We start from the raw sequence: 22,801 nt of genomic DNA on the forward strand, positions 1-22,801 counted from the left end.
GGACGGTGTTCTCTGCGATGCTGGCGGGATGCCGACCCCCGCCGTTCCTCCGGAGCCGGTGACGCCCGACCCGCCGCGGGCCGAGCCGAACCCGCTGCTCACCCAGTCGTGGCTCGATCTCGCCTTCCTCCACTGGACGGTCGACCCGGCCGACGTGGCGCCGCTGTTGCCGTCCGGGACGGTCCCCGACCTCTTCGAGGGCCGGGCCTACGCGGGGCTGGTGGCCTTCCGGATGCACCGCATCGGGTGGTTCCGGCTGCCCGGCCTTCCGTACCTGGGGACCTTCCCCGAGACCAACGTCCGGCTCTACTCGGTGGACGAGCGGGGCCGGCGCGGGGTGGTGTTCCGTTCCCTGGACGCCTCCCGGCTCCTCCCCGTGCTGGTCGGCCGGGCCGCCTTCAATCTGCCGTACGTGTGGGCCCGGATGAGCGTGGCCCGGGACGGTGACACGCTCACGTACGCGAGCAGGCGGCGCTGGCCGGGACCCCGGGGCGCGTACAGCAGGATCGGTCTGCGCGTCGGGGAACCGATCGCGGAGCCCAGTGCCCTGGAGCACTTCCTGACCGCGCGGTGGGGTATGCACAGTACCGTCCTCGGCCGTCCACTGTTCCTGCCGAACACCCACCCGCGCTGGCCGCTGCACCGCGCTGAGCTGGTCGAATACGGGGAGGATCTGATGGCGGCCGGCGGGCTGCCCGCGCCCGCCGGGGCTCCGGCGAGTGTGCTGTACTCGCCCGGAGTCCCCGTACGCTTCGGCCGCCCCGCCCGCGCGGAGGCACCGCCGGGGTCGTAGCCGGGCGCGACCGCGCCCCCGGGCCGGGCCTCGGTCGGCGGGTCCACAGACGGGTGGCACAGCTCACAGACGTTCCGGAACGTCGGGCGGAACCCAGTGAGTTGGCCACTCGTTCATCGGTATGTGGGTACGGAGGGGAAGCGGTCCCGCGCCCCCGGTGACCGCCCCTCCGCCCCCTACTTCGAGACCACCCCGGCCGGCGTTCCCCCGGATCGGCCAGGGGTCCCGCCCCGGCCGGGCTCCCCCACCTGAGCCGGCGCTCCCCCGCAGGCCCTCCTCCGGCGGTCGTACGCCCGGTACGACGACCCCACTCGATCGGGTGAAATCCGCCCAACTCGGGCAGCTCTTCGGCTTCAATGGAATCGCAGGCCCGTCCTCCGATCCCGTACCTGAGGAGTCGTCATGGCCGACCTCTGGATGCCCGGCGCCGAAAGACTAGACATCAGGGACCACGCCCCCACGGACGGTGGGCCGGCGAAGGCCGTCGCGCACATCACCTGGGACAAGAACGCCACCGAGGCGAAGCCGCAGGCGCTCGTGCCGTACGACCGGCTGAGAACCTACTTCACCGAGGGAGGCAAGGGCGTCGCCCCGCACGTGCTGTGGGATCCCTTCGAGGGGAAGATCTGCCAGTTCGTACCCGCGACCTCACGCTCCAAATCGCTCGCGGACGAACCCGGAGGCACCCGGACCAACCGCGCGGGCTCCGTCGTCCTCCAGATCGAGGCGCTCTTCTTCCCGTGGTGTGTCGTGGGCGGTAAGGCGTACGAATCGCTCCAGGACACCCCGTGCGAGGGCTGGGAGGCCCTGCACGCCTGGGTGAGGTCCTGGGGGGTGCCGGACATCTGGCCTATGGGACGGCCCACGGATTTCAGCTCGCACCGGGACGAAGAGGTCTGGCGGTCCGAGGCCGGGTGGTACGCGCACGCCCAGGTCCCGGAGAACACCCACCAGGATCCGGGCAGTTGGCCGCGCTTCCCCCAGGGCGACGGGGGCGGCGCGCAGGGCGGGGCGGTGAAGGCGTACGAACCGTTCCCCGGGTCCGCGTGGTTCACCGCGGGCCGCAGGAGCGCGATCGTGGCCCGGATGCACGACCGCCTGGTGGCGGTCGGATGCGACAGGTATCGCTTCTCGGCGGGCAAGGACACCCTCGGGTCCGGCGATGTCGCGTCGTACGAGGCATGGCAGCGGAAGTACTCGGCGGAGCACGGGAAGGGGTGGACGGGCTCCGCCCTCACCTGGCCCCCGGGGAAGGAGACCTGGGACGCGCTGAAGGTTCCGAGGAGGTGACGGAGCCCGGGCCTGCCCCGCTCAGGCGACGGTGGGCGGTTGCGCCGCCAGCGCGACGATCGCCTCGCTCGTGTGGACCAGGAAGGTGAGCGTCTCCTGGAAGTACAGATGGATGTCGTTGCTGTCGTGCGACAGGTAGCCGATGGACACGTCCTGGCCGATGTGCAGTGCGAAGTCGCCGCCCCGGCTGGAGAGGAGGAACGCGCCGTCGATGGCGGGCGCCCAGATGATGTCGCCGTCCAGAAGCCGCGCCAGGTGTTCGTGGATCGGGTAGCCGTGGTCGGAGGTCTCGTTCACGGCTGTGTACGCGTCGGCGCTCAGGGCCAGGTGGTAGGCGCCGTCGATGCCCGCCAGCCGCAGCGCGGTGATGGCCTGGCTGACGGTGTCCGGATAGGCGCGCACGTCCGCGGGCAGGGTGAGTGCCGGGTTCGAGGAGCTGGCGCGGACCCCGGTGATGCCCGCGGCCGGGTAACCCTCGAAGAGGGCGCGGTCCTCGGCGAAGGCGAGCTGCCGGGCGGCGTCCTTGACGGGCCCCCAGTCGGCGTCCTTGGCACCGCGCGCGACGTTGTCCACCTCGCGGCGGTCGACGGTGAACGGGACCCGCAGCTCCACGACGGGCTGTGAGCGGCGGGAGAGGGCGTGGACGCCGGGGGCGGGCGGGTCGATGGGGTCCACGTGGCCGGTGGGGACGGCGGACAGTTCGAGCCCGCCGGGCTCGGGCATGTCGACGATACGGCGGCCGGCGATGTGGCGTGTGAAGGTACGGCGCGCCTCCTCCTCCAGGTCGGCCCAGGCGACGGCGGAGATCGGTGCGAGTGCGCGGTGCAGGTTGTTCACGGGGTGCTGCTCCTCTTCGTTGCCTTGAGATCGCCGATGCCGAGTGAGTCGTCGGGGGTCGGGGTGCCGCCCGGGCCCGGCGTGTCGCGACTCGCCGTGTCGTCACCGCGCGGCCTGGCGACGCGGATCCCGGCGGGCGCGGGCGGAGGCGGGGGATCGTCCAGGAAGTCGACCGTGGGCGCGAAGAAGAGCGTGCCGGTGACGGCCGTCGAGAAGTCCAGGATGCGGTCGTGGGTCGCCGGCGGGCGGCCGAGGAACATGTTCCGCAGCATCTCCTCGGTGACACCGGGCGTACGGGAGTAGCCGATGAAGTACGTGCCGAACTCACCCCGCCCCGGGCTGCCGAACGGCATGTTGTCGCGGAGGATGTCCTGTTCCTCGCCGTCCGCGTCGGTGATGGTGGTCAGCGCGACGTGCGACGCGTCCTCGTCCAGCTCGACGTTGGTCAGCTTCTTGCGCCCCATGATCTTCTCCTGCTGCTCGACCGGCAGCGCGTTCCAGGCGTCGAGGTCGTGCAGGTACTTCTGCACGATGACGTAGCTGCCGCCGGCGTAGCCCGGGTCCTCGCCGCCGACGAGGACGGCGGTCCGCGCGTCCGGTCCCGTCGGGTTCTCCGTACCGTCCACAAAGCCGAGCAGGTCCCGTACGTCCAGGTACTTGAAGCCCTGGACCTCGTCCTGGACGGTGACGGAGCCCCGCAGCCGGTCCATGATCTCCGCGGCCAGGCCGAAGCACAGGTCGGCTCGCGTGGCGCGGATGTGGAAGAGAAGGTCCCCCGGCGTGGACACCGCGTGGTGCCGGGGGCCCGCCAGGTCGATGAAGGGGTGCAGTTCGGCCGGGCGGGGGCCGTCGAAGAGGCGGTCCCACACCTGGGAGCCGAAGGCGGTCACACAGGTCAGCACGCCGTCGGGGGCGCCGAAGCCGACCGCCCGGGTCAGTCCCGACAGGTCGGACAGCAGGTCGCGGGCGACGGCCTCGCCCCCGGGGTCGACCGTCAGGACCAGGAAGGTCGCGGCGGTGGTCAGGGGGCTGAGGACCGCCTGCGGCACGGCCTCCTGGGAAGGTTCGCCCGTCAATCCGCTCTCCTTGATCCGTGTTCCGAGTTTTGTGTGGCGTGTTCCGCGTTGCGTGTGCTGATTCGGGTGTGCCGATTCCGCGATGCGGTGCGGCTTCTTCCGCGCTTCGCGACGTGATTGTTCCGGATCATCCGGATTTTGCCCGCGTGTGCGCGCCGTAGGGGGCCGCACGAGGGAACCACGGACCGGCCGTTGCCGCATCGAGACGGATCCGAAACTCTTTCGACGGCTCGTCAGACCCTCGTCGTACGTCACATTCACAAGTGCCCGACGATTCAGGGGGATCAGATGAGACTCGGTACGGGAATCCGTCGATCAGCTGTGGCCGGGGCGATCGCGGGGGCCCTGTTGCTCACCGGTTGCTCCGGGGAGATGGGGAGCAAGGCCGACAGGGCCTCGAACGGCGGCCCGCGGGCGTGGGCCGGCGGTTCGGGCGGCGCCGGCGGGTCCGGAGCGCCGGCGACCGGTGTCGAGGAGGGGACGGACGAGGGCGAGCAGAAGTTCGCGCCGCCGGACTACCTGTCGACCTTCGCGCTGGACGTGGACACCGCCTCGTACGGCTACGCGGTGCGGTCCTTGGACGAGGGACGGCGTCCCGAGCCGTCGACCGTACGGCCCGAGGAGTTCGTCAACAGCTTCCGCCAGGAGTACGACCGCCCCGAGGGCAACGGCTTCTCGGTCTCGCTGGACGGGGCCCGGGTGAGCGGGAAGGACGATCCGGACGAGGCCGGACCGTGGTCCCTCGTCCGGGTCGGGCTGGCCACCCGGCTCGCCGAGGACAGCGGGGAACGCCCGCCCGCCGCCCTGACGTTCGTGGTCGACGTCTCCGGGTCGATGGCCGAGCCCGGCCGGCTCGACCTGGTCAAGGACTCGCTCTCCCTGCTCACCGGCGAGCTGCGCGACGACGACTCGATCGCTCTGGTGACCTTCAGCGGCGAGGCGGAGACCCGGCTGACGATGACGCGGGTCGGGGACAGCCGCGAGCGGATCCGGCGGGCGGTCGCGGACCTGGAACCCTCCGACTCCACCAACCTGGAGGCGGGGATCACGACCGGGTACGCGGAGGCCGTCGAGGGTCGCAGGGAAGGCGCCACCAACCGGGTCGTCCTGCTCTCCGACGCGCTGGCCAACACCGGCGAGACGCAGGCGGACGCGATCCTCGAACGCATCGCGACCGCGCGGGAGCGCCACGGCATCACCCTCTTCGGCGTGGGGATCGGCAGCGAGTACGGCGACGCGCTGATGGAGCGGCTGGCCGACAAGGGCGACGGGTCCACCACGTACATCTCGGACAAGGAGGAGGCCAGGAAGGTCTTCGTCGACCAGCTGCCCGCCCAGGTCGAGTTGCGGGCCAGGGACGCGAAGGCGCAGGTGGCCTTCGACCGGCGGACGGTCGAGCGGTTCCGGCTGATCGGGTACGAGAACCGCGCGGTCGCGGACGAGGACTTCCGGAACGACCGGGTGGACGGCGGGGAGATCGGCCCCGGCCACACGGTCACGGCGCTCTACGCCGTACAACTGCGTCCCGGTGCCGAGGGGGAGATCGCGAAGGCGACCGTACGCTGGCTCGACCCCGCGACGCGCGCCCCGCGCGAACGGTCGGGGTCCGTGCGGACCGACGCGGTCGACTCGGCACTGTGGAGCGAGGCGAAGCCGCGCCTCCAGGTCACCGCGGTCGCGGCCTACTTCGCCGAGGAGTTGCGCGGCGGTTCGGTTCCCGGCGCGCCCGCGCTGGACACGCTGGCCGAGCGGGCCGGCGCCCTGGCGGAGTCGACGGAGGACCCGTCGGTCGAGCGGCTGGCGGAGGCGATCCGCCGGGCGGACCGGCTCCGGGACTGACCTGGCAGGCCCTCGGGCGCTGTCACAGGTGGCGGGTAATGTGCGGACATGGTCACTGAAATCGTCATCATCCAGGTCGAGAACGGCCACAGCGAAGCCTTCGCCGCCGCGTACCGGCAGGCGCGTGAGCTGCTCATCACCACGCCCGGCTGCCTGAGCGCGAAGATGCTGTGGGGCGTCGAGTCGCCGTCGCGGTTCATCGGTGTGAACGAGTAGGAGTCCAAGGAGGCGCACCTGGAGAACTTCCGGGGTGACACCGAGCGGTACGCGAAGTACCGGGGCATCTCAATGCCCTGTGTCAAGCTGCTGCGACAGCGGGTGGGGCCGCTGTGAACGGGCGTTTGTCCCGCAGCATCGCCCACAGAACGTCGACCCTGCGCCGGGCCAGGGACAGGACTGCCTGGGTGTGGATCATGCCTTCACCTCGCTTCTTGCGGTAGTACTCCTGCGAGGGGCCAGGCAGGGTCATCGACACGTGGGCGGACATGTAGAAGACGTGCCGTAGGCGCCGGTTGTAGTGCTTGGGCCGGTGCAGGTTGTTGGTCCTGCGGCCGGAATCCCGGGGGACCGGCGCGAGACCCGCGTGTGCGGCGAGGTGGCCGGCGTCCTTGTGCGTGGACATGTCGCCGACGACGGCCAGCAGCTCGGCTCCGAGGATCGGCCCCATGCCGGGCAGGGACTCGATGATCTCGGCTCGTTCGTCGGTGCGGAACACGGCGGTGATGGCCTGCTCGTTCTCCTTGATCCGCTCGTCCAGTTCGAGAACGCGGTGGGCCAGATCCTTCACGAGCTTCGCCGCCAGGTCCTCGCCGGGCAGCGATGTGTGCTGGGAGGCCCCGGCCTCCACGGCGCGCTCGGCGAAGACGGCGGCGGACCGGATCTTCCGGCGTGCGAGCCAGTCGGTGAGCCGCTTCACTCCCATTCGCCGGATGGCGGCCGGGGTCTGGTAGCCCGTCAGCAGGATCAGCCCCGGGCGCTTGCGGAACTCGAAGGCGCGTTCCAGCGCCGGGCAGATGCCGACCAGGACCTCGCGGAGCCGGTTGATCATCCGGACCCGGTCGGCTATCAGGTCCTGGCGGTAGCCGACCAGGAGCTGGAGTCCGCTGGTCAGCTCCACCGAGGGTTCGATCGGCCGGAAGTCCCGTCGCAGGCGGGCCAGGTCAGCGATGACCCGGGCGTCCTTGGCGTCGGTCTTGCCCTCGCCGCGGTAGGCGCCCGTCATGCGGTTCACGGTCTTGCCGGGGATGTAGACGACCGACTGGCCGTGAGCGAGGAGGAGGGCCAGCAGTAGGGCGGAGGGGCGGCTGGAGATGTCCACGGCCCATCGTGCCTCGTCCGCCATCTCCAGGACGTCCCCGAGCAGGGCGAGGATCTCTGCCTCGTCGTTGGGGACCTTCCGCGACAGCACCCGCTCGCCGTCACCGTCGATGGCCACCGCCCAGTGGTGTCCCTTGCCGGCGTCGATGCCGACCCAGATCAACTGATACTTCGTGCTCAACGTGCGTCACCGTCCCTCTTGACCTGCAAGTTCGTGGTCCGAGGAACACTCCGCCGTCGAAGCCTTAGTCAGCGATGGGTCGCATCTCTCAATCAGCAGTCAGAGCGTCCAAGGGAACCGGGCGGCCATGCCCCGGGAGCCATCTGCGCGGCACTTTCTCATCAGCCACACCCGGCTCCCCCGGACCAACGACGCACCTGCCCAATCCCCTTGGGACCACACCCCGGTTCTAAGGCTTCCTCATGGCGCACGTGTCGGAGTCGGAGCCCCTGGTGGTCGAGCACTACGTCGACGTCATGGACGGCTGAGGCACCTTTCCCGTACGGCGCCTTTTCCGTACGGTCCGGTCCGTAGGGATCGTTTCCTGGCGGGCCCAAGGGGAGGGTGTGGCGTGCGCGCTGTGGTGTTCGAGGAGTTCGGGCGGTTGCCGGTCGTACGGGACGTTCCTGATCCGGTGCCGCCGCCCTCCGGGGCGGTGGTCCGGGTCGGGGCGACCGGGCTGTGCCGGAGCGACTGGCACGGGTGGAGGGGGCACGACGACGGGATCTCCCTGCCGCACGTGCCGGGGCACGAACTGGCCGGCCGGATCGCGGCGTTGGATTCGGCGGTCGGGAACTGGAAGGTCGGCGACCGGGTCACGGTGCCCTTCGTCTGCGCCTGTGGTCGGTGCGCCGCGTGTGCGGCCGGGGACCAGCAGATCTGCGAGCGCCAGGAGCAGCCCGGGTTCACGCACTGGGGGTCGTTCGCCGAGTACGTTCCCGTGCACGGGGCCGACGTCAATCTGGTCGCCCTGCCCGAGGAGATGTCCTACGTCACGGCGGCGAGCCTGGGCTGCCGCTTCGCCACCGCCTACCGGGCCGTCGTCACGCGCGGGCGCGCGGGGCCCGGCTCGTGGGTGGCCGTGCACGGTTGCGGCGGGGTGGGTCTGTCGGCGGTCATGATCGCGGTGGCGGCGGGTGCGCGGGTCGTGGCGGTCGATGTGTCGCCGGAAGCGCTGCGGCTGGCCGAGCGGTTCGGCGCCGAGGCGTGTGTGGACGCCTCGGGTGGTGTCGAGGCCACGGCGGCGGCGGTCCGGGAGGTGACGGGCGGCGGGGCGCAGGTGTCGCTCGACGCCCTCGGCGCGGAGGCCACCTGCCGCGCGTCCGTGGAGTGCCTGCGCCGCCGGGGACGGCACGTGCAGGTCGGACTGGCTCCGGCGGACGGCTTCGGCGTGTCGATGAACCGTGTCATCGCGTTCGAACTCGATCTTCTGGGCAGCCATGGCATGGCCGCGCACGCGTATCCGGTGATGATGGCTCAGGTGAGGTCCGGCCGGTTGCGCCCGGATCTCCTGGTCAGTGAGGTCATCGGTCTCGACGCGGCCCCGGCGGCGCTCGCGGCCCTGGGCGAGGGGTCCGGGGCGGGTATCACGGTGATCGCTCCCCAGCGGGAGGACAGGCCCTAGGCGTCTCTTCCGGGCGTGTCGCGGAGTCGGAGCGCCGGTTTTCACGGCGTGTCGCGCGTGGACACAGCCGCGCCGCGGCCCGCTCCTCCCCGAAGGGGACGAGCGACCGCGGCGTCATCGGCTCCGCGCTCCGGCTTCGGCCCGACCGTCCGTGGCGGACGGCCGTGCGCGGTGCCGGGTGGGCGGTCAGGCGTGGGCGCGGGTACGGCCCGTGACGGCGCGATAGATCAGCAGCACGATGATGGAGCCGACGATCGCGGCGATCCACGTCGACAGGTCGAAGAACCCGTCGATGGAGTCGACGCCGAATATCACCTTGCCGAGCCAGCCGCCGAGGAGACCGCCGACCACTCCGACCAGCATCGTGACGATGAGGCCGCCCGGGTCCTTGCCGGGCACGAGGGCCTTGGCGATGAGGCCCGCGAGCAGTCCGATGATGATCCAGGCGATGATGCCCATGACGCACAACCTTCCCTTTGGTCCGTGAACGAGCCGGGCTCGTCCGTTCCTTACGGCCTGCCGTGTGACCCTGCGCGCCGCCCCCAAACGTCGGAAGCCGAGATTCCTTCCGCGGTCCTTGGCCGACCTCCGTACGCAGGGCACTTTCAGGACAGGCTTTTGACGGATCATGAGAAAGTTTCATCGATTCGTTCCGAACCTCTGGACAGCCCCTTGGGTGCGCCTTAGTGTCTCGGCCCACCAGGCAAGTGTTTCGTCCCCGTAACAACGACGCGTCCCCACGCTCCTTCACGTACCGGACAGCACCTCACTCACCACGCCTCCCTCCCACGGTCGGACCACTCCCCCGCACCGAGGCTCTGCGCCACCCGCACACGCACCCCCAGCACTCCCGTCACCGGACTGCCCGGCGCCACCGGACGTCCCGGCGGGGTACCCGGCCGCGCGACCGTCGCGGCCGTGACCGCAGCAGAAAAGGGAAGCGACATGAAGATCCGTATTTTTGTGGCCACCGCCTCGCTGGCCGCCTCCGCCGGGCTCGTGGGACTCGCCGGATCCGCCCAGGCCGCGCTCTACACCACCTGTGTCGGTGACGGCGGCGCCGTGACGGTCGGCGGGGACCTGGTCGTACCGGCCGGACAGTCGTGCACGCTGACCGGCACCAAGGTCAAGGGCACCGTGACGGTGGAGGCGGGAGCCGACCTCGTCGCGTCCGGCGCGACGTTCAACTCGAACGTGACGGTCCGTCAGAACGGTTACCTGGACCTCACCGACACCACGGTCAAGGGGTCCGTGACCGCACAGGCGGCCTTCGGCACGCACGTCCAGGACAGCAGCGTCAAGACGGGGATCACCGCCGACAAGGGGTTCGTGTACGCCGTCGACGCGACGCTCGGCGGCACGGTCAGATCCTCGGCGGGCGAGCTGTACGTCTCGGGGAGCACCCTCTCCGGCGCGCTGACCGGGGAGGGGAACCTGTACACCGACGTCTACGACAGCACGGTCAAGGGCGCCCTCACCGTCGGCGGGAACACGCTCGGCGGGGTCCTGTGCGCCAGCGAGGTCGAAGGCAACACCACGTACCGGAACAACGCCGACACACTCCAGCTCGGCGGCGAGGGGACCCTCGGCTCCTGCGCCGGCGCCACCTACCTCGGCGGGAACCTGACGGTCACCGACAACACGGCGGCGACCGTGCTGGACAACACGATCGTCCGGGGCGGCCTCACCGCGACCGGCAACAGCCCCGTGCTGGGACTCGGCCCGCTGGCCAGGGTCCGGGGCGCGATCACCGGTGAGACCACGGCCGCCGGTGCCTCGCCCTCCCTCGCGGCCCGCAAGGCGGCGCCGCAGGACCGCGGGGACGCCCTCGCCGAGAAGGTCGAGCAGCGGGTCGCCGACGCCCGGGCGGACGCGAGCGCGGCGGGCGACTCCGACCTGTAGCCCGTACGGGGCGGGCACGCCCCGTACCGCGCCTCCCCGCGCCACCGCAGCAGTCCGGCGCCGTCAGACCGGCGCACCCCCAGATCTTCTCGGCCGCATACCTCAGGAGTGACCGTGGGCCACATGAGCAAGTCCTTCGACCGCAGAGCCTTCCTGCGGGCCACCGCAGGCACCACCGTGGCGCTCGCCGCCACCTCCGTCACCGGCGTGGGGGCGACCTCCGCCGCCGCGGCGAGCGGCCTGTCCATCCCCAAGGACCGCATCGCCATCCAGCTCTACAGCATCCGTGACAAGGTCACCTCGCTCGGCTTCGCCGTCGTGCTGGCCGAACTGGCCCGGATCGGCTACCGCGAGATCGAGTTCGCCGGGTACACGCAGAACACCTCCATCCTGGGCCGGCAGATCACCCTCCAGGAGATCCGCCGTCTGCTGGACGACAACGGACTGCGAGCGGTGGGCAGTCACGTCGGCATCGGCAACCTGCGCACCAACCTCCAGGGCGAGCTGGACTCGGCCCAGATCCTCGGCATGCCGCACATCGGCACCGCCAACGCTCCCTCGGGCAACAACACCGTCGCGGGCTACCTCGCGGCGGCCGAGGAGTTCAACACCTGGGGCGCGGCGGCCACGGCGCGCGGCCTCAAGCTCTACCAGCACAACCACGCCGGGGAGTTCGCCTTCGCCACCGACCAGCCGTCGGTCCGGCTGTACGACGTCTTCCTCAGGAACACCGACCCGCGCCACGTGTACCTGGAGATGGACATCTTCTGGGCGTACGTCGGTCAGCACCGCTGGCCCGGTTTCAACCCGGCGGCGTACGTGCGCGACCAGCCGTACCGCTACCCGCTGTTCCACCTGAAGGACGGGGACGCCAACCCGTCGAAGGCGGACGGGTACGACATCGTCGAGTTCGGCGCGGGAGACCTGCCGTACGAGAAGTTCATCCGGGACATCGGACCGCGGGCCAGCCACGTCGGGATCTGGGAGCAGGACACGGCCCCCAACACCCTGCCCAATCCGCCCGGTTCGCTCGGCGCCGCCGAGCGCAGCTTCACCGCGATCAAGACACTCCTCAACCGCTAGGGCGCATCCCCGCACACTTCCGATTCCGCCCAGCGACCTTAGGAGACGCGATCGCCGTGCACCGTACCCTGAGACGCCTGCTCGCAGGGGTCCTCCTCACCGCGCTGCCCGCACTGGGCGCGGTGGGGCTGGCCCCCGCGGCGCAGGCGCACCCCGACCATGAACACGCCCTGGACTGGGCGAACTACGAGAAGGTGACACTCACCAAGGACACCGGCGAGCCGATCGATCTCGCCGTTCTGCCCGACAGCAGAGTCCTGCACACCGCCCGCAACGGGGATCTGCGGCTGACCGATCCCGGCAGCGGTGTGACCAAGGTCGTCAATCACATCGACGTGTACCAGAACTCGGAGATGGGTCTCCAGACGGTGACCCTGGATCCCGACTTCGCCACCAACAAGTGGGTGTACCTCTACTATTCACCGCCGCTCGACACACCGACGGGGTCGGCGCCGGAACGGCTTCCCGCCGGCCAGGACGACTCGTACTGGGACCGGTGGAAGGGGTACGACAGCCTCGTCCGCTACAAGTGGACCGGTGACAAGCTGGATCCGGCCTCCGCGCAGGAGATCATCCGGGTCGGCCACAACCGCGGCCAGTGCTGCCACGTCGCGGGAGACGTGGACTTCGACGGCGACGGCAACCTCTACCTGGCCACCGGGGGCAACACCCCGGCGTCCGGGCCGAACGTCAGCGGATACACGCCGATCAACGACGCGGCCACGTACAACCCCGGCCTCGACGAGCGGCGCGGCTCCGGCAACACCAACGACCTCCGGGGCAAGATCCTCCGTATCTCCGTGAAGGAGGACGGGAGTTACACGATCCCGGAGGGGAACCTGTTCCCCGTGGGGACCGCGAAGACCCGTCCCGAGATCTTCGTGATGGGGCTGCGCAACCCGTACCGGATGACGGTCGACAAGACGACGGGCGCCGTGATGTGGGGCGACTACGGACCCGACGCCGGGACCGCCAGCCCCGACCGCGGGCCCATGGGGTACGTCGAGTGGCAGACCACCACCAAGGCGATGAACAGCGGTTGGCCGTTCTGCACGGGCGACAACACCCGCCCGTACCGGGACTTCGACTTCGCCACGCTGACCCCGGGACCGGCCTTCGACTGCGCGGCGCCGGTGAACGACTCCCGGTGGAACACCGGCCTGACCCAGCTGCCGCCCGCCGCCCCGGCCACCCTCTGGTACGGGGACCGGGACACCGATCAGCCGTGGCCGGAGCTGACCGCCTTCCGGGGCCCCGGTGGTCCCGGCGGCCAGGCCCCGATGGCCGGACCCGTCTACCACTACGACGCCGACAACCCCGCCCCGGGGAAGTTCCCCGAATACTGGGACGGCAAGGCGTTCTTCGGCGAGTTCTCCCAGGACTACGTCGCCGCCCTGACGCTCGAAGGCCCCGACGGCCCGGTCAGCAAGCTGGAGAACGTCCTCCCGAACAGCGAGCGTTCGGAGAACGGCATCCCCCCGTGGGACAACCCGATGGACATGGAGTTCGGTCCTGACGGCGCCCTGTACGTGCTCGACTACGGCGACGGATTCTTCCGGCAGAACCCCGACGCGGGTCTCTACCGGATCGACTACGCCGAGGGCAACAAGGCGCCGACCGCGGTCATCAAGGCGACTCCCTCGTCGGGCCAGGCCCCGCTCGCCGTCTCCTTCGACGCGGGCGCGTCCACCGATCCCGAGGGCGGCGCGCTCACCTACCAGTGGGACCTGAACGGTGACGGCACCTTCGACGCCAGCGGTCCCCAGGCCACCCGCACGTACGCGGAGAACGGACAGTTCCAGGCCCGCCTGAAGGTCACCGACCCGCAGGGCAAAATCGGACTGACGAGCCGTCAGATATCCGTGGGCAACACGGCACCGACCGTACGGATCACCTCACCCCCCGACGGCGGCTTCTTCACCTGGGGCGACGCCGTGCCGTACGGCGTCGACATCAACGACCCGGAGGACGGCACCGCGATCGACTGCGCCAAGGTCGCCTGGACCTTCGGTCTCGGGCACAACCAGCACGGTCACCCCGTCAACAGCGGAACGGGCTGCACCGGCGCGGTCGTCTCCCCGGCCGACGCCGGGCACGGGGACACCGAGAACGTCTTCGGGGTCCTCGGGATCGTATACACCGACAAGGGCGCGGGCGGCGTCCCGCCCGCCGCCGGCGACGCCCAGGTCGTCCTCAACCCGGCGCTGATGCAGGGCGAGCACTACGACACCTCGCAGGGGATCACCGTCACCGACGACACCACGGCGTCGGGACAGCGCAAGGTGACCTCCTTCGACGAGGGGGACTGGATCGCGTACGACCCCGTCTCGTTCGCCGGCATCACCGGCGTGCAGACCCGCGCTTCCGGCGCGGGGACGCTGGCCCTGCGGTGGAACGCGGCCGACGCGGCGCCGTTCGCCACCGTGTCCGTACCCGCCGGTGAGGGGTGGCGGACCGTGACCACCTCGCTCGCCGGCGCCCCTTCGGGCAGCGGACGGCTGTACGTCACCACCTCCGGCGGTGTGGAGCTGGACTCCCTGACCTTCCAGGGCGCCGGTGTCGCCGACAAGACCCCGCCGAAGGTGACCGCCACGCTCAATCCGGCGCAGCCCACCGGGAGCAACGGGTGGTACACCGGCAACGTGACACTGAACGTCGCCGCCACCGACAACGGGACGGTCAGCAGCCGGCAGTACTCGGTCAACGGGGGGACGACCTGGCTGACCGCCAACGCGGCCGTCACCCTGTCCGCCGAGGGCGTCACCTCGGTCCGCTACCGGGCGACCGACAGCGGCGGGAACATCTCGGAGGTCGGCAGCCTGACCGTACGGATCGACCGTACCGGGCCCACGGTGACCGTCACCGGGCTCGACGCGGACGGCACGTACGGCGACTCCACCCGCCCGGCCCCGGTGATCGCCGCGACCGACCCGGTGTCCGGCGGGGCCACCGCCACCACCACGCTGGACGGGTCCGCGGTCACCTCGGGACAGCCGCTGGCCCTCTGGCGGCTGCCGCTCGGCGGCCACGACCTGACGGTCACGGCCCGGGACGCCGCGGGCAACACCACGGTGAGAACCGTGCGCTTCACGACCCGCACGTCCTTCGGCGACCTGGGCACGCTCATCCCGCGGCTGCGGGCCGAGGGGCTGATCACGGCGCAGGGCGAGCAGCGGCTCACGGTCCGGCTCGACCAGGCCCGCGCCCACGCGCAGGCCGGCCGGATCACACAGGCAGCGGCTGTCCTGGACGCGTTCTCCGCGTCCGCGCGTGACACGTCCCTGGTGTCCGACGCGGCGGCGCGCGCCGCGCTGGCCCGGGACGCGGTCGCGGTGAAGGGGGGCCTGGGCGACTGACGCGCCGAGTACCGCTCCGTCCCCCGGTGGGGCGGGGCGGTTCGCGTGAAGGGCAGGGGCCGGTCCGTACCGGCCCCTGCCCTTCACGGCGCTCCCCCGGCTGTCGCGTCCCGTCAGCTGTTCCGTCCCGCTCCATCCCTGAGGTGTTCCGACCTAAGGTGTCCCGAGGAAGGGAGCCCGTGAACATTCCGTACCGCGTCATGAGCCTGCTGCGCGACAACGGGCCGCTGTCCCGCGCCCAACTGGCGGACCGGGTGGAGGTACCGCGCCCCCGGCTCCTCGCGGAACTCGACCGCATGGTCACCGCCGGCCGGGTCCTGGAGGCGGGCCCCGCCGCCTCGCGCGGCGGCCGTCGCTCCACGCTCGTCCAGCTGGCGCCCGGCCTGCGGTTCGCGGCCGTCGACCTGGGAGCCAGTTCGATCGACATCGAGATCACCGACGGCGGTCTTGAACCGGTGGCGTCCTGCTCCGAGGAGGCGGACATCCGCTCGGGCCCCGTCGCGGTGCTGGACCGGGTCAGCGAACTCCTCGTCGGGATGCGCGAGCGGGGCCACTACACCCGGCTCGACGCGATCGGCATCGGCCTGCCCGGCCCGGTGAGCTTCCGGGAGGGCGTGCCCGTCTCGCCGCCGATCATGGCGGGGTGGAACCGCTATCCCGTACGGGACACCCTCGCCCGTGCGCACGACTGCCCGGTGGTCGTGGACAACGACGTGAACGTGATGGCGCTCGGCGAGCAGCACAGCGGGGTCGCCAGGACCGTCGAGCACCTGCTCTTCGTCAAGATCGGCAGCGGGATCGGCTCCGGGGTGCAGCACCACGGCCACATCTACCGGGGGGCGGCGGGGGCGGCCGGGGACATCGGCCATATCCAGGTCGAGGCGGACGGCCCGGTGTGTTCGTGCGGCAACTCCGGCTGCCTGGAGGCGTACTTCGGCGGCGCGGCCCTCGCCAGGGACGCCTTGGCGGCCGCCAAGGACGGCCGGTCGCCGGCCCTCGCCGACCGGCTCGCGGAGCGGGGCACGCTGACCGCCGTCGACGTCGGCGAGTGTGCCGCGGGCGGTGACAGTACGTGTGTCAACCTCATCCGGGACGGCGGCCACCGGGTGGGGCAGGTCCTCGCCACCCTGGTCAGCTTCATGAACCCGTCCATGATCGTGATCGGTGGCGGGCTGTCGGGGCTCGGTTACGTCCTGCTGTCGGAGATCCGCAGCGTGGTGTACAAACGCTCCCTCCCCCTTGCCACCGGCAACCTGCCGATCGTCATGTCGGAGCTGGGCCCGCGGGCCGGGGTCGTCGGCGCGGCGCTGCTGGCCAGCGAGCTCTCGTACGGCGGAGGGGTCTGGCCCCACCCGAGCTGACCGCACTCCCCCGCCGGCCTCTCGTCGCCGGGCCGCGCGATCCGTACGGCCCCGCCCGCAGCGGTGCTTCCCGCGATGTGCGACTAGGATGAAAGTCGCACATGGGGTACACGCGCGCACAGGTACGGACACGTACAGGTACAGGGGCATACAGGCGGCCCCCACGGCGCAGCTGGTCGCGGTGGAGCCGTGACAGCGGATCGGACACACATGAGCAGCGGATTCATGGGTCCGGAGGGCTACGGCCCCGACCCGTTCAGTGACTTCCTCTCCCGCATCCTCGGTACCGGTGCGAACACCGGCGGCCCGGGACGGCCCCCGCCGCGACAGGCGGACATCGCCCGGCTGATGAGTGAACCGGCCCGGGAGCTGGTGGCGTCGGCGGCCAGTTACGCCGCGGAACACGGCAGCCCGGAACTGGGCACGGAACACCTCCTGCACGCGGCGCTCACGGCCGAGCCGACACGCGCCCTGCTGGAGCAGGCCGGTGCGAACCCCGACGCCCTGGTCGCGGAGATCGACCGGAGCGTGGGCTCGGGACCGCAGCAGAAGTCCGTCTCCGTCACCCCGGCGGTCAAACGGGCGCTGCTGGGCGCGCACGAACTGGCGCGGGCGACCGGCTCCTCGTACATCGGTCCCGAGCACGTCCTCGGGGCGCTCGCGGCAAATCCCGACTCGGCGGCGGGACGCATCCTGAACGTGGTCCGCTTCACACCGCCCGCCGCCCAGTACGGCGGTGTCGGGCCGCAGCCGCCGGGCATGGAGCAGGGCGCGGTGCAGCAGCACGGCACGCCGACCCTCGACAAATACAGCCGTGACCTCACCGATCTCGCCCGGTCGGGCCGGATCGACCCGGTCATCGGCCGCGAGGAGCAGATCGAGCAGACCGTCGAGGTGCTCTCCCGGCGCGGCAAGAACAACCCCGTCCTCATCGGTGACGCGGGGGTCGGCAAGACGGCCATCGTGGAGGGTCTCGCGCAGCGCATCGGCGACGGTGAGGTGCCCGGCACACTGCACGACCGTCGGGTGGTCGCGCTCGACCTGTCGGGTGTGGTCGCCGGTACCCGTTTCCGGGGTGATTTCGAGGAGCGGCTCAACGCCATCATCGACGAGATCCGCTCCCACTCCGACGAGCTGATCGTCTTCATCGACGAGCTGCACACGGTCGTCGGCGCGGGCGGCGGCGGCTCCGAGGGGTCCGGCAGCGACGCGAGCCAGATGCTCAAGCCCGCCCTCGCGCGGGGTGAGCTGCACGTCATCGGCGCCACCACCCTGGAGGAGTACCGCCGTTACATCGAGAAGGACGCCGCGCTCGCCCGCCGCTTCCAGGCAATCCTGGTGCCGGAGCCGTCCGCGGAGGACACGGTGGAGATCCTGCGCGGTCTTCAGGACCGGTACGAGGCCCACCACCAGGTCCGCTACACCAACGAGGCGCTGCTCGCGGCCGTCGAACTCTCCGACCGGTACATCACCGAACGTTTCCTGCCGGACAAGGCCATCGACCTGATCGACCAGGCCGGGGCCCGGGTCCGGCTGCGTTCGCGCACCAAGGCCACGGATGTACGGGACCTGGAACGCGAGGCGGAGCAGCTGACCAGGGACAAGGACCAGGCGGTCGCCTCGGAGCAGTACGAGCGGGCCACCGAACTGCGGGACCGGATCAACGAGCTGATCGACCGGATCGGGGCGGAGGACGGCCGGAGCGAGGGCGACGGCCACATCGTGGAGGTGTCCGCGGAGGACATCGCCGAGATCGTGTCCCGGCAGACCGGTATCCCGGTGAGCAGTCTGACCGAGGAGGAGAAGACCAGGCTCCTCGGCATCGAGGACCACCTGCACACCCGGGTCGTGGGGCAGGACGCGGCGGTCACGGCGGTGTCGGACGCCATCCTGCGCTCCCGGGCGGGCCTGGCGGACCCCAACCGCCCGATCGGCAGCTTCCTCTTCCTCGGGCCGACCGGGGTGGGGAAGACCGAACTGGCGAGGGCGCTGGCGGAGGCGCTGTTCGGCAGCGAGGACCGGATGGTGCGGGTCGACATGAGCGAGTACCAGGAACGGCACACGGTCAGCCGGCTCGTCGGTGCCCCGCCGGGATACGTGGGCCATGAGGACGCGGGCCAGCTGACGGAGGCAGTGCGCCGGCACCCGTACTCGCTGCTGCTGCTCGACGAGGTGGAGAAGGCGCACCCCGATGTCTTCAACCTGCTGCTCCAGGTCTTCGACGAAGGGCATCTGACGGATTCTCAGGGCCGCCGGGTCGACTTCAAGAACACGGTCGTCGTCATGACCAGCAACCTGGGCTCGGACGCCCTCAGCGGGAGCCGCGGCGCGCTCGGCTTCGCCTCCCCGGACGCCTCCGACGCGGGGCAGCCTGCCGGTGCGGGCGGTTCGCGGACCCGGTCGGCGGCGGAGGAACGGGCGCTCGGCGCGCTGCGCGAGCACTTCCGGCCGGAGTTCCTCAACCGGCTGGACGAGGTCATCATCTTCCGCCGTCTCACCGACGAGCAGCTCAGGGAGGTGACCGGACTGCTCCTGGAGGCCACCCGCCGCCGGCTGCGGGCGCAGGACATCACCATCGAGTTCGCGCCGGAGGCCGTCGACTGGATCACGCGGCGGGGCCATCAGCCCGAGTACGGCGCGCGTCCGCTGCGCCGCACGATCCAGCGTGAGGTCGACAACGCCCTGTCCCGGCTGCTGCTGGACGGCGCGCTCGCCTCCGGGGCGCATGTGCGGGTGACCGTCGAGGAGGAGCGGCTGGCGTTCCACACGACGGCCATGGTCTGACGCCTCGGTGTACGGGGGGCTCAGTCGGCCTGCCTCATCAGGGCGTTGAGCTCCCCGTACTCCAGGCCGCCGGCCAGACCGCCGTAGGTGCCGGTGGCCAGCAGTTCCTCGGTGGCGCGGCGGACGACGGCGTACGCGGACAGGACGACCGAGGAGCCCAGGCTGATCCGGGCGACACCGCGCCGCGCGAGGTCGGCGACGGAGGGCGCGCCGGACCCGACGAGGATGTTGACGGGGGCGTCGATCCCGTCCGTCAGGGCGGCGACCTCGGCCAGGTCGGTGATGCCGGGGACGAAGATGCCGTCGGCTCCGGCCGCCAGGTACGTGCGCGCCCGGTCCAGCGTCTCCTGGAGGCGTACGGACGCGTCCAGCGCGCCCGACAGGTAGGTGTCCGTGCGGGCGTTGATGAACAGGGGAACGCCGGTGGCCTCGGCGGCCGTCCGTGCGGCGGCGATGCGGACGGCCTGTTCGGCGGCCGGGCGGAGCGGCACCGCCGGGTCCGTGTGCGCGTCCTCGATGTTGACGCCGACCGCGCCCGCCGCGATCACCCGCGTGACGGTCTCGCCCACCTCGGCGGCGGTGACACCGAACCCGGACTCGATGTCGGCGCTCACCGGCACGTCCACGGCGGCCACGATCCGGGCGACCAGGTCGACGGCCCGTTCGCGGTCGATCTCGTTCCCGTCGGCCGCGCCCAGGCTCCAGGCGACCCCGGCACTGGTGGTGGCGACCGCGGCCGATCCGGCGGCCTCGATCAGGCGGGCGCTCGCCACGTCCCAGGCGTTCGCGAGGGCCAGGGGGGACGAGGGGCGGTGCAGGGTACGGAAGGCGTGGGCGCGGTCGTGCTGTGTGCGGTCGTGCTGTGTGGTCATGACGACCATTGGACCAGCCGGTACCGGCCGGGGCTGGCAGGTTTGCGACAGGGACGTCCGGCGTCGCCACGATTTGCCGGACCGGCAAGTTTTCTGTCCCGGCCCCGCTCCCCTGGCAGATGCTCGTGATCACAGCGGACATCGCCGCGACCGACGAGGAGAGCACCATGGCGCAGCCCACCCCCGTACCGCCCCCGGCCACGGCCGACACCCCCCACACGCCGGTACCCGCCGCCCGGCACCGCCTGGTCGAGGTCCCCGGCGGCCGCATCCACCTGGTGGAACAGGGCACGGGCCCGCTGGTGCTGCTGCTGCACGGTTTCCCCGAGTCGTGGCGCTCCTGGACCCGGCAGCTCCCGGTCCTGGCCGCCGCGGGCTTCCGGGCGGTCGCCGTCGATCTGCGGGGGTACGGGCGTTCCTCGAAGCCGGTCGACGTGGCGTCGTACCGGATGCTGTGCCATGTCGCCGACAACGTCGGGGTCGTACGGGCGCTCGGTGAGGAGACCGCGACGGTCGTCGGCCACGACTGGGGCTCGACGATCGCCGCCGCCACCGCGCTCCTGAGGCCCGACGTGTTCACGGCCGTGGGACTGCTCAGCGTCCCGTACGCCCCGCCCGGGGGTCCCCGGCCGACGGACGCCTTCGCGGCGATCGGCGGGGACGAGGAGTTCTACGTCAGCTACTTCCAGGAGCCGGGGCGGGCCGAGGCGGAGATCGAGCCGGACGTCCGCGGCTGGCTGGCGGGCTTCTACGCCAGTCTGTCCGCCGACACGATGGCGGACGCGGGCGGCGACAGCCCGTTCTTCGTCCCCGCCGGGCGGCGGATGTCCGACCGTTTTGTTCGCGATGCCCTGCCCGCGTGGCTCACGGAGGCCGAACTCGACACGTACGCCGACGAGTTCGAACGTACGGGACTCACCGGCGCGCTCAACCGCTATCGCAACGCCGACCGGGACTGGGAGGACCTGGCCGCCTGGAACGGCGCGCCGGTCACGCAGCGCTCGCTGTTCGTCGGGGCGGAGCGCGACGCGTCCACGACGTGGATGAGCGCGGCCGTCGACGCGTTCCCGGCCACGCTGCCGGGGCTGACGGCGTCGCACATCCTCCAGGGCTGCGGGCACTGGATCCAGCGCGAACGGGCCGACGAGGTCAACCGGATCTTGGTCGACTGGCTCACGCCGCCTTCCCCGCGCCCCTGAGGAGCGGTCCTCGGTCAGCGGGCCAGGCTCAGCAGCAGGGTGGCGACGGCCAGGACCAGGAACGGGTACTGGAACCCGAACGAGTAGTCCCGTACCCGCAGATGGGTCGCCACGGCGCAGAGGTAGAACACCACAAGTCCGGCCGCCGCCGCCGTGCCGAGCGGCGGGATCCAGACGGCGGCGAGGAGTCCGAGCGCGGCCGCCGCCTTGGGGACTCCGAGCGCCGGCATCCACGAGCGGGGCACGCCCGCCGCGTCCATGCCGACGGCGACCTTCTCGTAGCGGACGAAGTCGCAGACGGCGGAGAACACGTTGGCGGAGACGGTGACGAGCGCGAGCAACACAAAGGCGAGGGTCATGGGCCTGCTTCCTGGGGCGGGTCGAGTGTGCGGTCCCGTCCCGAGAGCCGTAGCGGCGCGGCAGTGTGACAGTCCGATCCGGACTCGGACTCGAACGAGTGCTTTTCGCGCCGACCGCCCTGCCCCGGCCTGCTTCGATGACATTCTCGTTCCGCAATCGCCCCCTCTCCGACATGGAGGAAATATGCGGAATCTGCGGGATCTGCGGAATGGTGTCGCTCGGCGCGCGGTACGGCGGGTGGCCACGACGGTGGCGGGCGCGGTGCTCGTGGGGATGGCCGTGACGGCTCCCGCGAGTGCGCTTCCCTCGCAGGTCGACGGCAGGTGCGGCACGTACATCTGTGTGTACACGGCGCACCACAACAGGTTCGTGCAGGACATCACCGTGGAGACCAGGGACGGCCTGAGCGGGCAGCTGCGGTCCTACTGGGGCGATTTCCACAGCTCCCGGGTCAACGCCTCACGCCACCGCTGGGTGGTGGGGGCCGAGAAGAGCGCGCCGCTCGTGTGCGGGGCGCTGGTGCGCGGCGGCCGTCAGATCGAAGAGGTCTGCGTCACGATCTGACGGCCCCGCGCCACGGACCCCGCGTCAGTTGCTGTACACCCGGCGCGGGGTGATGAGGACCGCCGTACGTCCCTGCTCGGCCATCACCCGGTCGTACGTGTCCCAGTCCTCGTGCTCGCCGCCGGCCGCCACGAACACCTCGCGCAGCAGGAGCCTCAGCCTCTCGGCGTCCAGCCAGAGTTGGGGGTCGTGGGGGCCGGCGAGCTGGGCCTCGCCCTCCACCGTCGCCCACTGGCCGCCCTTGCGGAAGGTCGCCGTCACCTGCGGCCTGGTCCGGAGGTTGCCGAGCTTCACCTTGCCGTAGGTGACGAAGGCGAGAACGCGCTCACCGGTCGAAGGGTGGTCCAGGGCACCGGCGTTGACGAGCGAGGACTGGATCGTGAGGTCCGCGCGCAGCGTCGAGATCACCGCCAGGCCGTTCTCCTCCCGTGCCAGGGCGGTCGCTTCTTCGAGGGTGGTCATCGGCTCTCCAGGGATGTCGGGACGGGAGGTGGACCTGTCCGTGTGGTCAACACAATGACCGACACGGCGATTCCTCGGGCC

Annotated in this window: 19 protein-coding genes; 12 read left to right on the plus strand and 7 right to left on the minus strand. The window is 71.2% G+C overall.

Annotation, left to right across the window (positions count from 1 at the left end; translation table 11 throughout):
• Positions 1-28: 28 nt before the first annotated feature.
• Together OG349_RS00455 and OG349_RS00460 are read left to right on the plus strand one after the other, a co-directional pair.
• Positions 29-793 (plus strand): YqjF family protein, encoded by a 765-nt coding sequence (locus OG349_RS00455; RefSeq protein ID WP_327232632.1) that lies wholly within the window; start codon positions 29-31, stop codon positions 791-793.
• 402 nt (positions 794-1,195) lie between these two features.
• The gene (locus OG349_RS00460) at positions 1,196-2,083 is read left to right on the plus strand and encodes a peptidoglycan-binding protein (RefSeq protein WP_327232633.1); all 888 of its coding nucleotides are present in this window, start codon (positions 1,196-1,198) and stop codon (positions 2,081-2,083) included.
• A gap of 21 nt (positions 2,084-2,104) precedes the next feature.
• Here OG349_RS00460 and OG349_RS00465 read toward each other — a convergent pair whose 3' ends face one another.
• Both OG349_RS00465 and OG349_RS00470 read right to left on the minus strand, forming a co-directional pair.
• Entirely contained in the window at positions 2,105-2,920 is an 816-nt protein-coding gene (locus OG349_RS00465; protein WP_327232634.1) for a family 1 encapsulin nanocompartment shell protein, read from the minus strand.
• The gene (locus tag OG349_RS00470; protein WP_327232635.1) at positions 2,917-3,996 is read right to left on the minus strand and encodes a Dyp-type peroxidase; all 1,080 of its coding nucleotides are present in this window, start codon (positions 3,994-3,996) and stop codon (positions 2,917-2,919) included. The genes OG349_RS00465 and OG349_RS00470 overlap by 4 nt, the downstream gene beginning before the upstream one ends.
• Before the next feature lie 288 nt (positions 3,997-4,284).
• Between OG349_RS00470 and OG349_RS00475 the strand changes: the two genes are divergently transcribed.
• Together OG349_RS00475 and OG349_RS00480 are read left to right on the plus strand one after the other, a co-directional pair.
• Positions 4,285-5,835, plus strand: coding sequence for a vWA domain-containing protein (locus tag OG349_RS00475; RefSeq protein WP_327232636.1), 1,551 nt, complete (start codon positions 4,285-4,287; stop codon positions 5,833-5,835).
• Positions 5,836-5,883: 48 nt separating this feature from the next.
• A complete protein-coding gene (locus tag OG349_RS00480) occupies positions 5,884-6,051 on the plus strand; it encodes an antibiotic biosynthesis monooxygenase family protein (protein ID WP_327232637.1) in 168 nt (55 codons plus the stop codon).
• Between the two features lie 82 nt (positions 6,052-6,133).
• Here OG349_RS00480 and OG349_RS00485 read toward each other — a convergent pair whose 3' ends face one another.
• Positions 6,134-7,333 carry an IS110 family transposase gene (locus OG349_RS00485; RefSeq protein ID WP_327232638.1) on the minus strand — a complete coding sequence of 400 codons (1,200 nt, stop codon included), beginning with the start codon at positions 7,331-7,333 and terminating at the stop codon, positions 6,134-6,136.
• Positions 7,334-7,724: 391 nt separating this feature from the next.
• Between OG349_RS00485 and OG349_RS00490 the strand changes: the two genes are divergently transcribed.
• Positions 7,725-8,777, plus strand: coding sequence for a zinc-binding dehydrogenase (locus OG349_RS00490; protein ID WP_327232639.1), 1,053 nt, complete (start codon positions 7,725-7,727; stop codon positions 8,775-8,777).
• A 186-nt stretch (positions 8,778-8,963) separates the two neighbouring features.
• On the opposite strand, the gene OG349_RS00495 is transcribed toward OG349_RS00490, so the two are convergent.
• A complete protein-coding gene (locus OG349_RS00495; RefSeq protein WP_161308442.1) occupies positions 8,964-9,236 on the minus strand; it encodes a GlsB/YeaQ/YmgE family stress response membrane protein in 273 nt (90 codons plus the stop codon).
• 459 nt (positions 9,237-9,695) lie between these two features.
• On the opposite strand from OG349_RS00495, the gene OG349_RS00500 reads away from it, so the two are divergent.
• From OG349_RS00500 to OG349_RS00520, 5 genes are all read left to right on the plus strand, one after another.
• A complete protein-coding gene (locus tag OG349_RS00500; protein WP_327232640.1) occupies positions 9,696-10,679 on the plus strand; it encodes a hypothetical protein in 984 nt (327 codons plus the stop codon).
• A gap of 123 nt (positions 10,680-10,802) precedes the next feature.
• Entirely contained in the window at positions 10,803-11,762 is a 960-nt protein-coding gene (locus OG349_RS00505; protein ID WP_327232641.1) for a sugar phosphate isomerase/epimerase family protein, read from the plus strand.
• Positions 11,763-11,818: 56 nt separating this feature from the next.
• On the plus strand, positions 11,819-15,118 hold the full coding sequence (locus OG349_RS00510) for a PQQ-dependent sugar dehydrogenase (RefSeq protein ID WP_327232642.1): 3,300 nt from the start codon (positions 11,819-11,821) through the stop codon (positions 15,116-15,118).
• Between the two features lie 200 nt (positions 15,119-15,318).
• Positions 15,319-16,479, plus strand: a complete 1,161-nt coding sequence (locus tag OG349_RS00515) for an ROK family protein (RefSeq protein ID WP_327238389.1) — start codon at positions 15,319-15,321, stop codon at positions 16,477-16,479.
• A gap of 210 nt (positions 16,480-16,689) precedes the next feature.
• Positions 16,690-19,263 carry an ATP-dependent Clp protease ATP-binding subunit gene (locus OG349_RS00520; RefSeq protein ID WP_327232643.1) on the plus strand — a complete coding sequence of 858 codons (2,574 nt, stop codon included), beginning with the start codon at positions 16,690-16,692 and terminating at the stop codon, positions 19,261-19,263.
• Positions 19,264-19,283: 20 nt separating this feature from the next.
• On the opposite strand, the gene OG349_RS00525 is transcribed toward OG349_RS00520, so the two are convergent.
• Positions 19,284-20,135 (minus strand): isocitrate lyase/PEP mutase family protein, encoded by an 852-nt coding sequence (locus tag OG349_RS00525; RefSeq protein ID WP_327232644.1) that lies wholly within the window; start codon positions 20,133-20,135, stop codon positions 19,284-19,286.
• Between the two features lie 167 nt (positions 20,136-20,302).
• Here OG349_RS00525 and OG349_RS00530 point away from each other — a divergent pair, with 167 nt between their 5' ends.
• Positions 20,303-21,334 carry an alpha/beta fold hydrolase gene (locus OG349_RS00530; protein WP_327238390.1) on the plus strand — a complete coding sequence of 344 codons (1,032 nt, stop codon included), beginning with the start codon at positions 20,303-20,305 and terminating at the stop codon, positions 21,332-21,334.
• A 14-nt stretch (positions 21,335-21,348) separates the two neighbouring features.
• Here OG349_RS00530 and OG349_RS00535 read toward each other — a convergent pair whose 3' ends face one another.
• Positions 21,349-21,693 carry a DoxX family protein gene (locus OG349_RS00535; RefSeq protein WP_327232645.1) on the minus strand — a complete coding sequence of 115 codons (345 nt, stop codon included), beginning with the start codon at positions 21,691-21,693 and terminating at the stop codon, positions 21,349-21,351.
• Positions 21,694-21,877: 184 nt separating this feature from the next.
• Between OG349_RS00535 and OG349_RS00540 the strand changes: the two genes are divergently transcribed.
• Entirely contained in the window at positions 21,878-22,258 is a 381-nt protein-coding gene (locus tag OG349_RS00540; RefSeq protein WP_327232646.1) for a hypothetical protein, read from the plus strand.
• A 24-nt stretch (positions 22,259-22,282) separates the two neighbouring features.
• Here the strand turns inward: OG349_RS00540 and OG349_RS00545 are convergent, their stop codons facing one another.
• A complete protein-coding gene (locus OG349_RS00545) occupies positions 22,283-22,720 on the minus strand; it encodes a TIGR03618 family F420-dependent PPOX class oxidoreductase (RefSeq protein WP_327232647.1) in 438 nt (145 codons plus the stop codon).
• Positions 22,721-22,801: the final 81 nt, after the last annotated feature.

It is taken from the genome of Streptomyces sp. NBC_01317, from assembly GCF_035961655.1.
Taxonomy (GTDB): Bacteria; Actinomycetota; Actinomycetes; order Streptomycetales; family Streptomycetaceae; genus Streptomyces.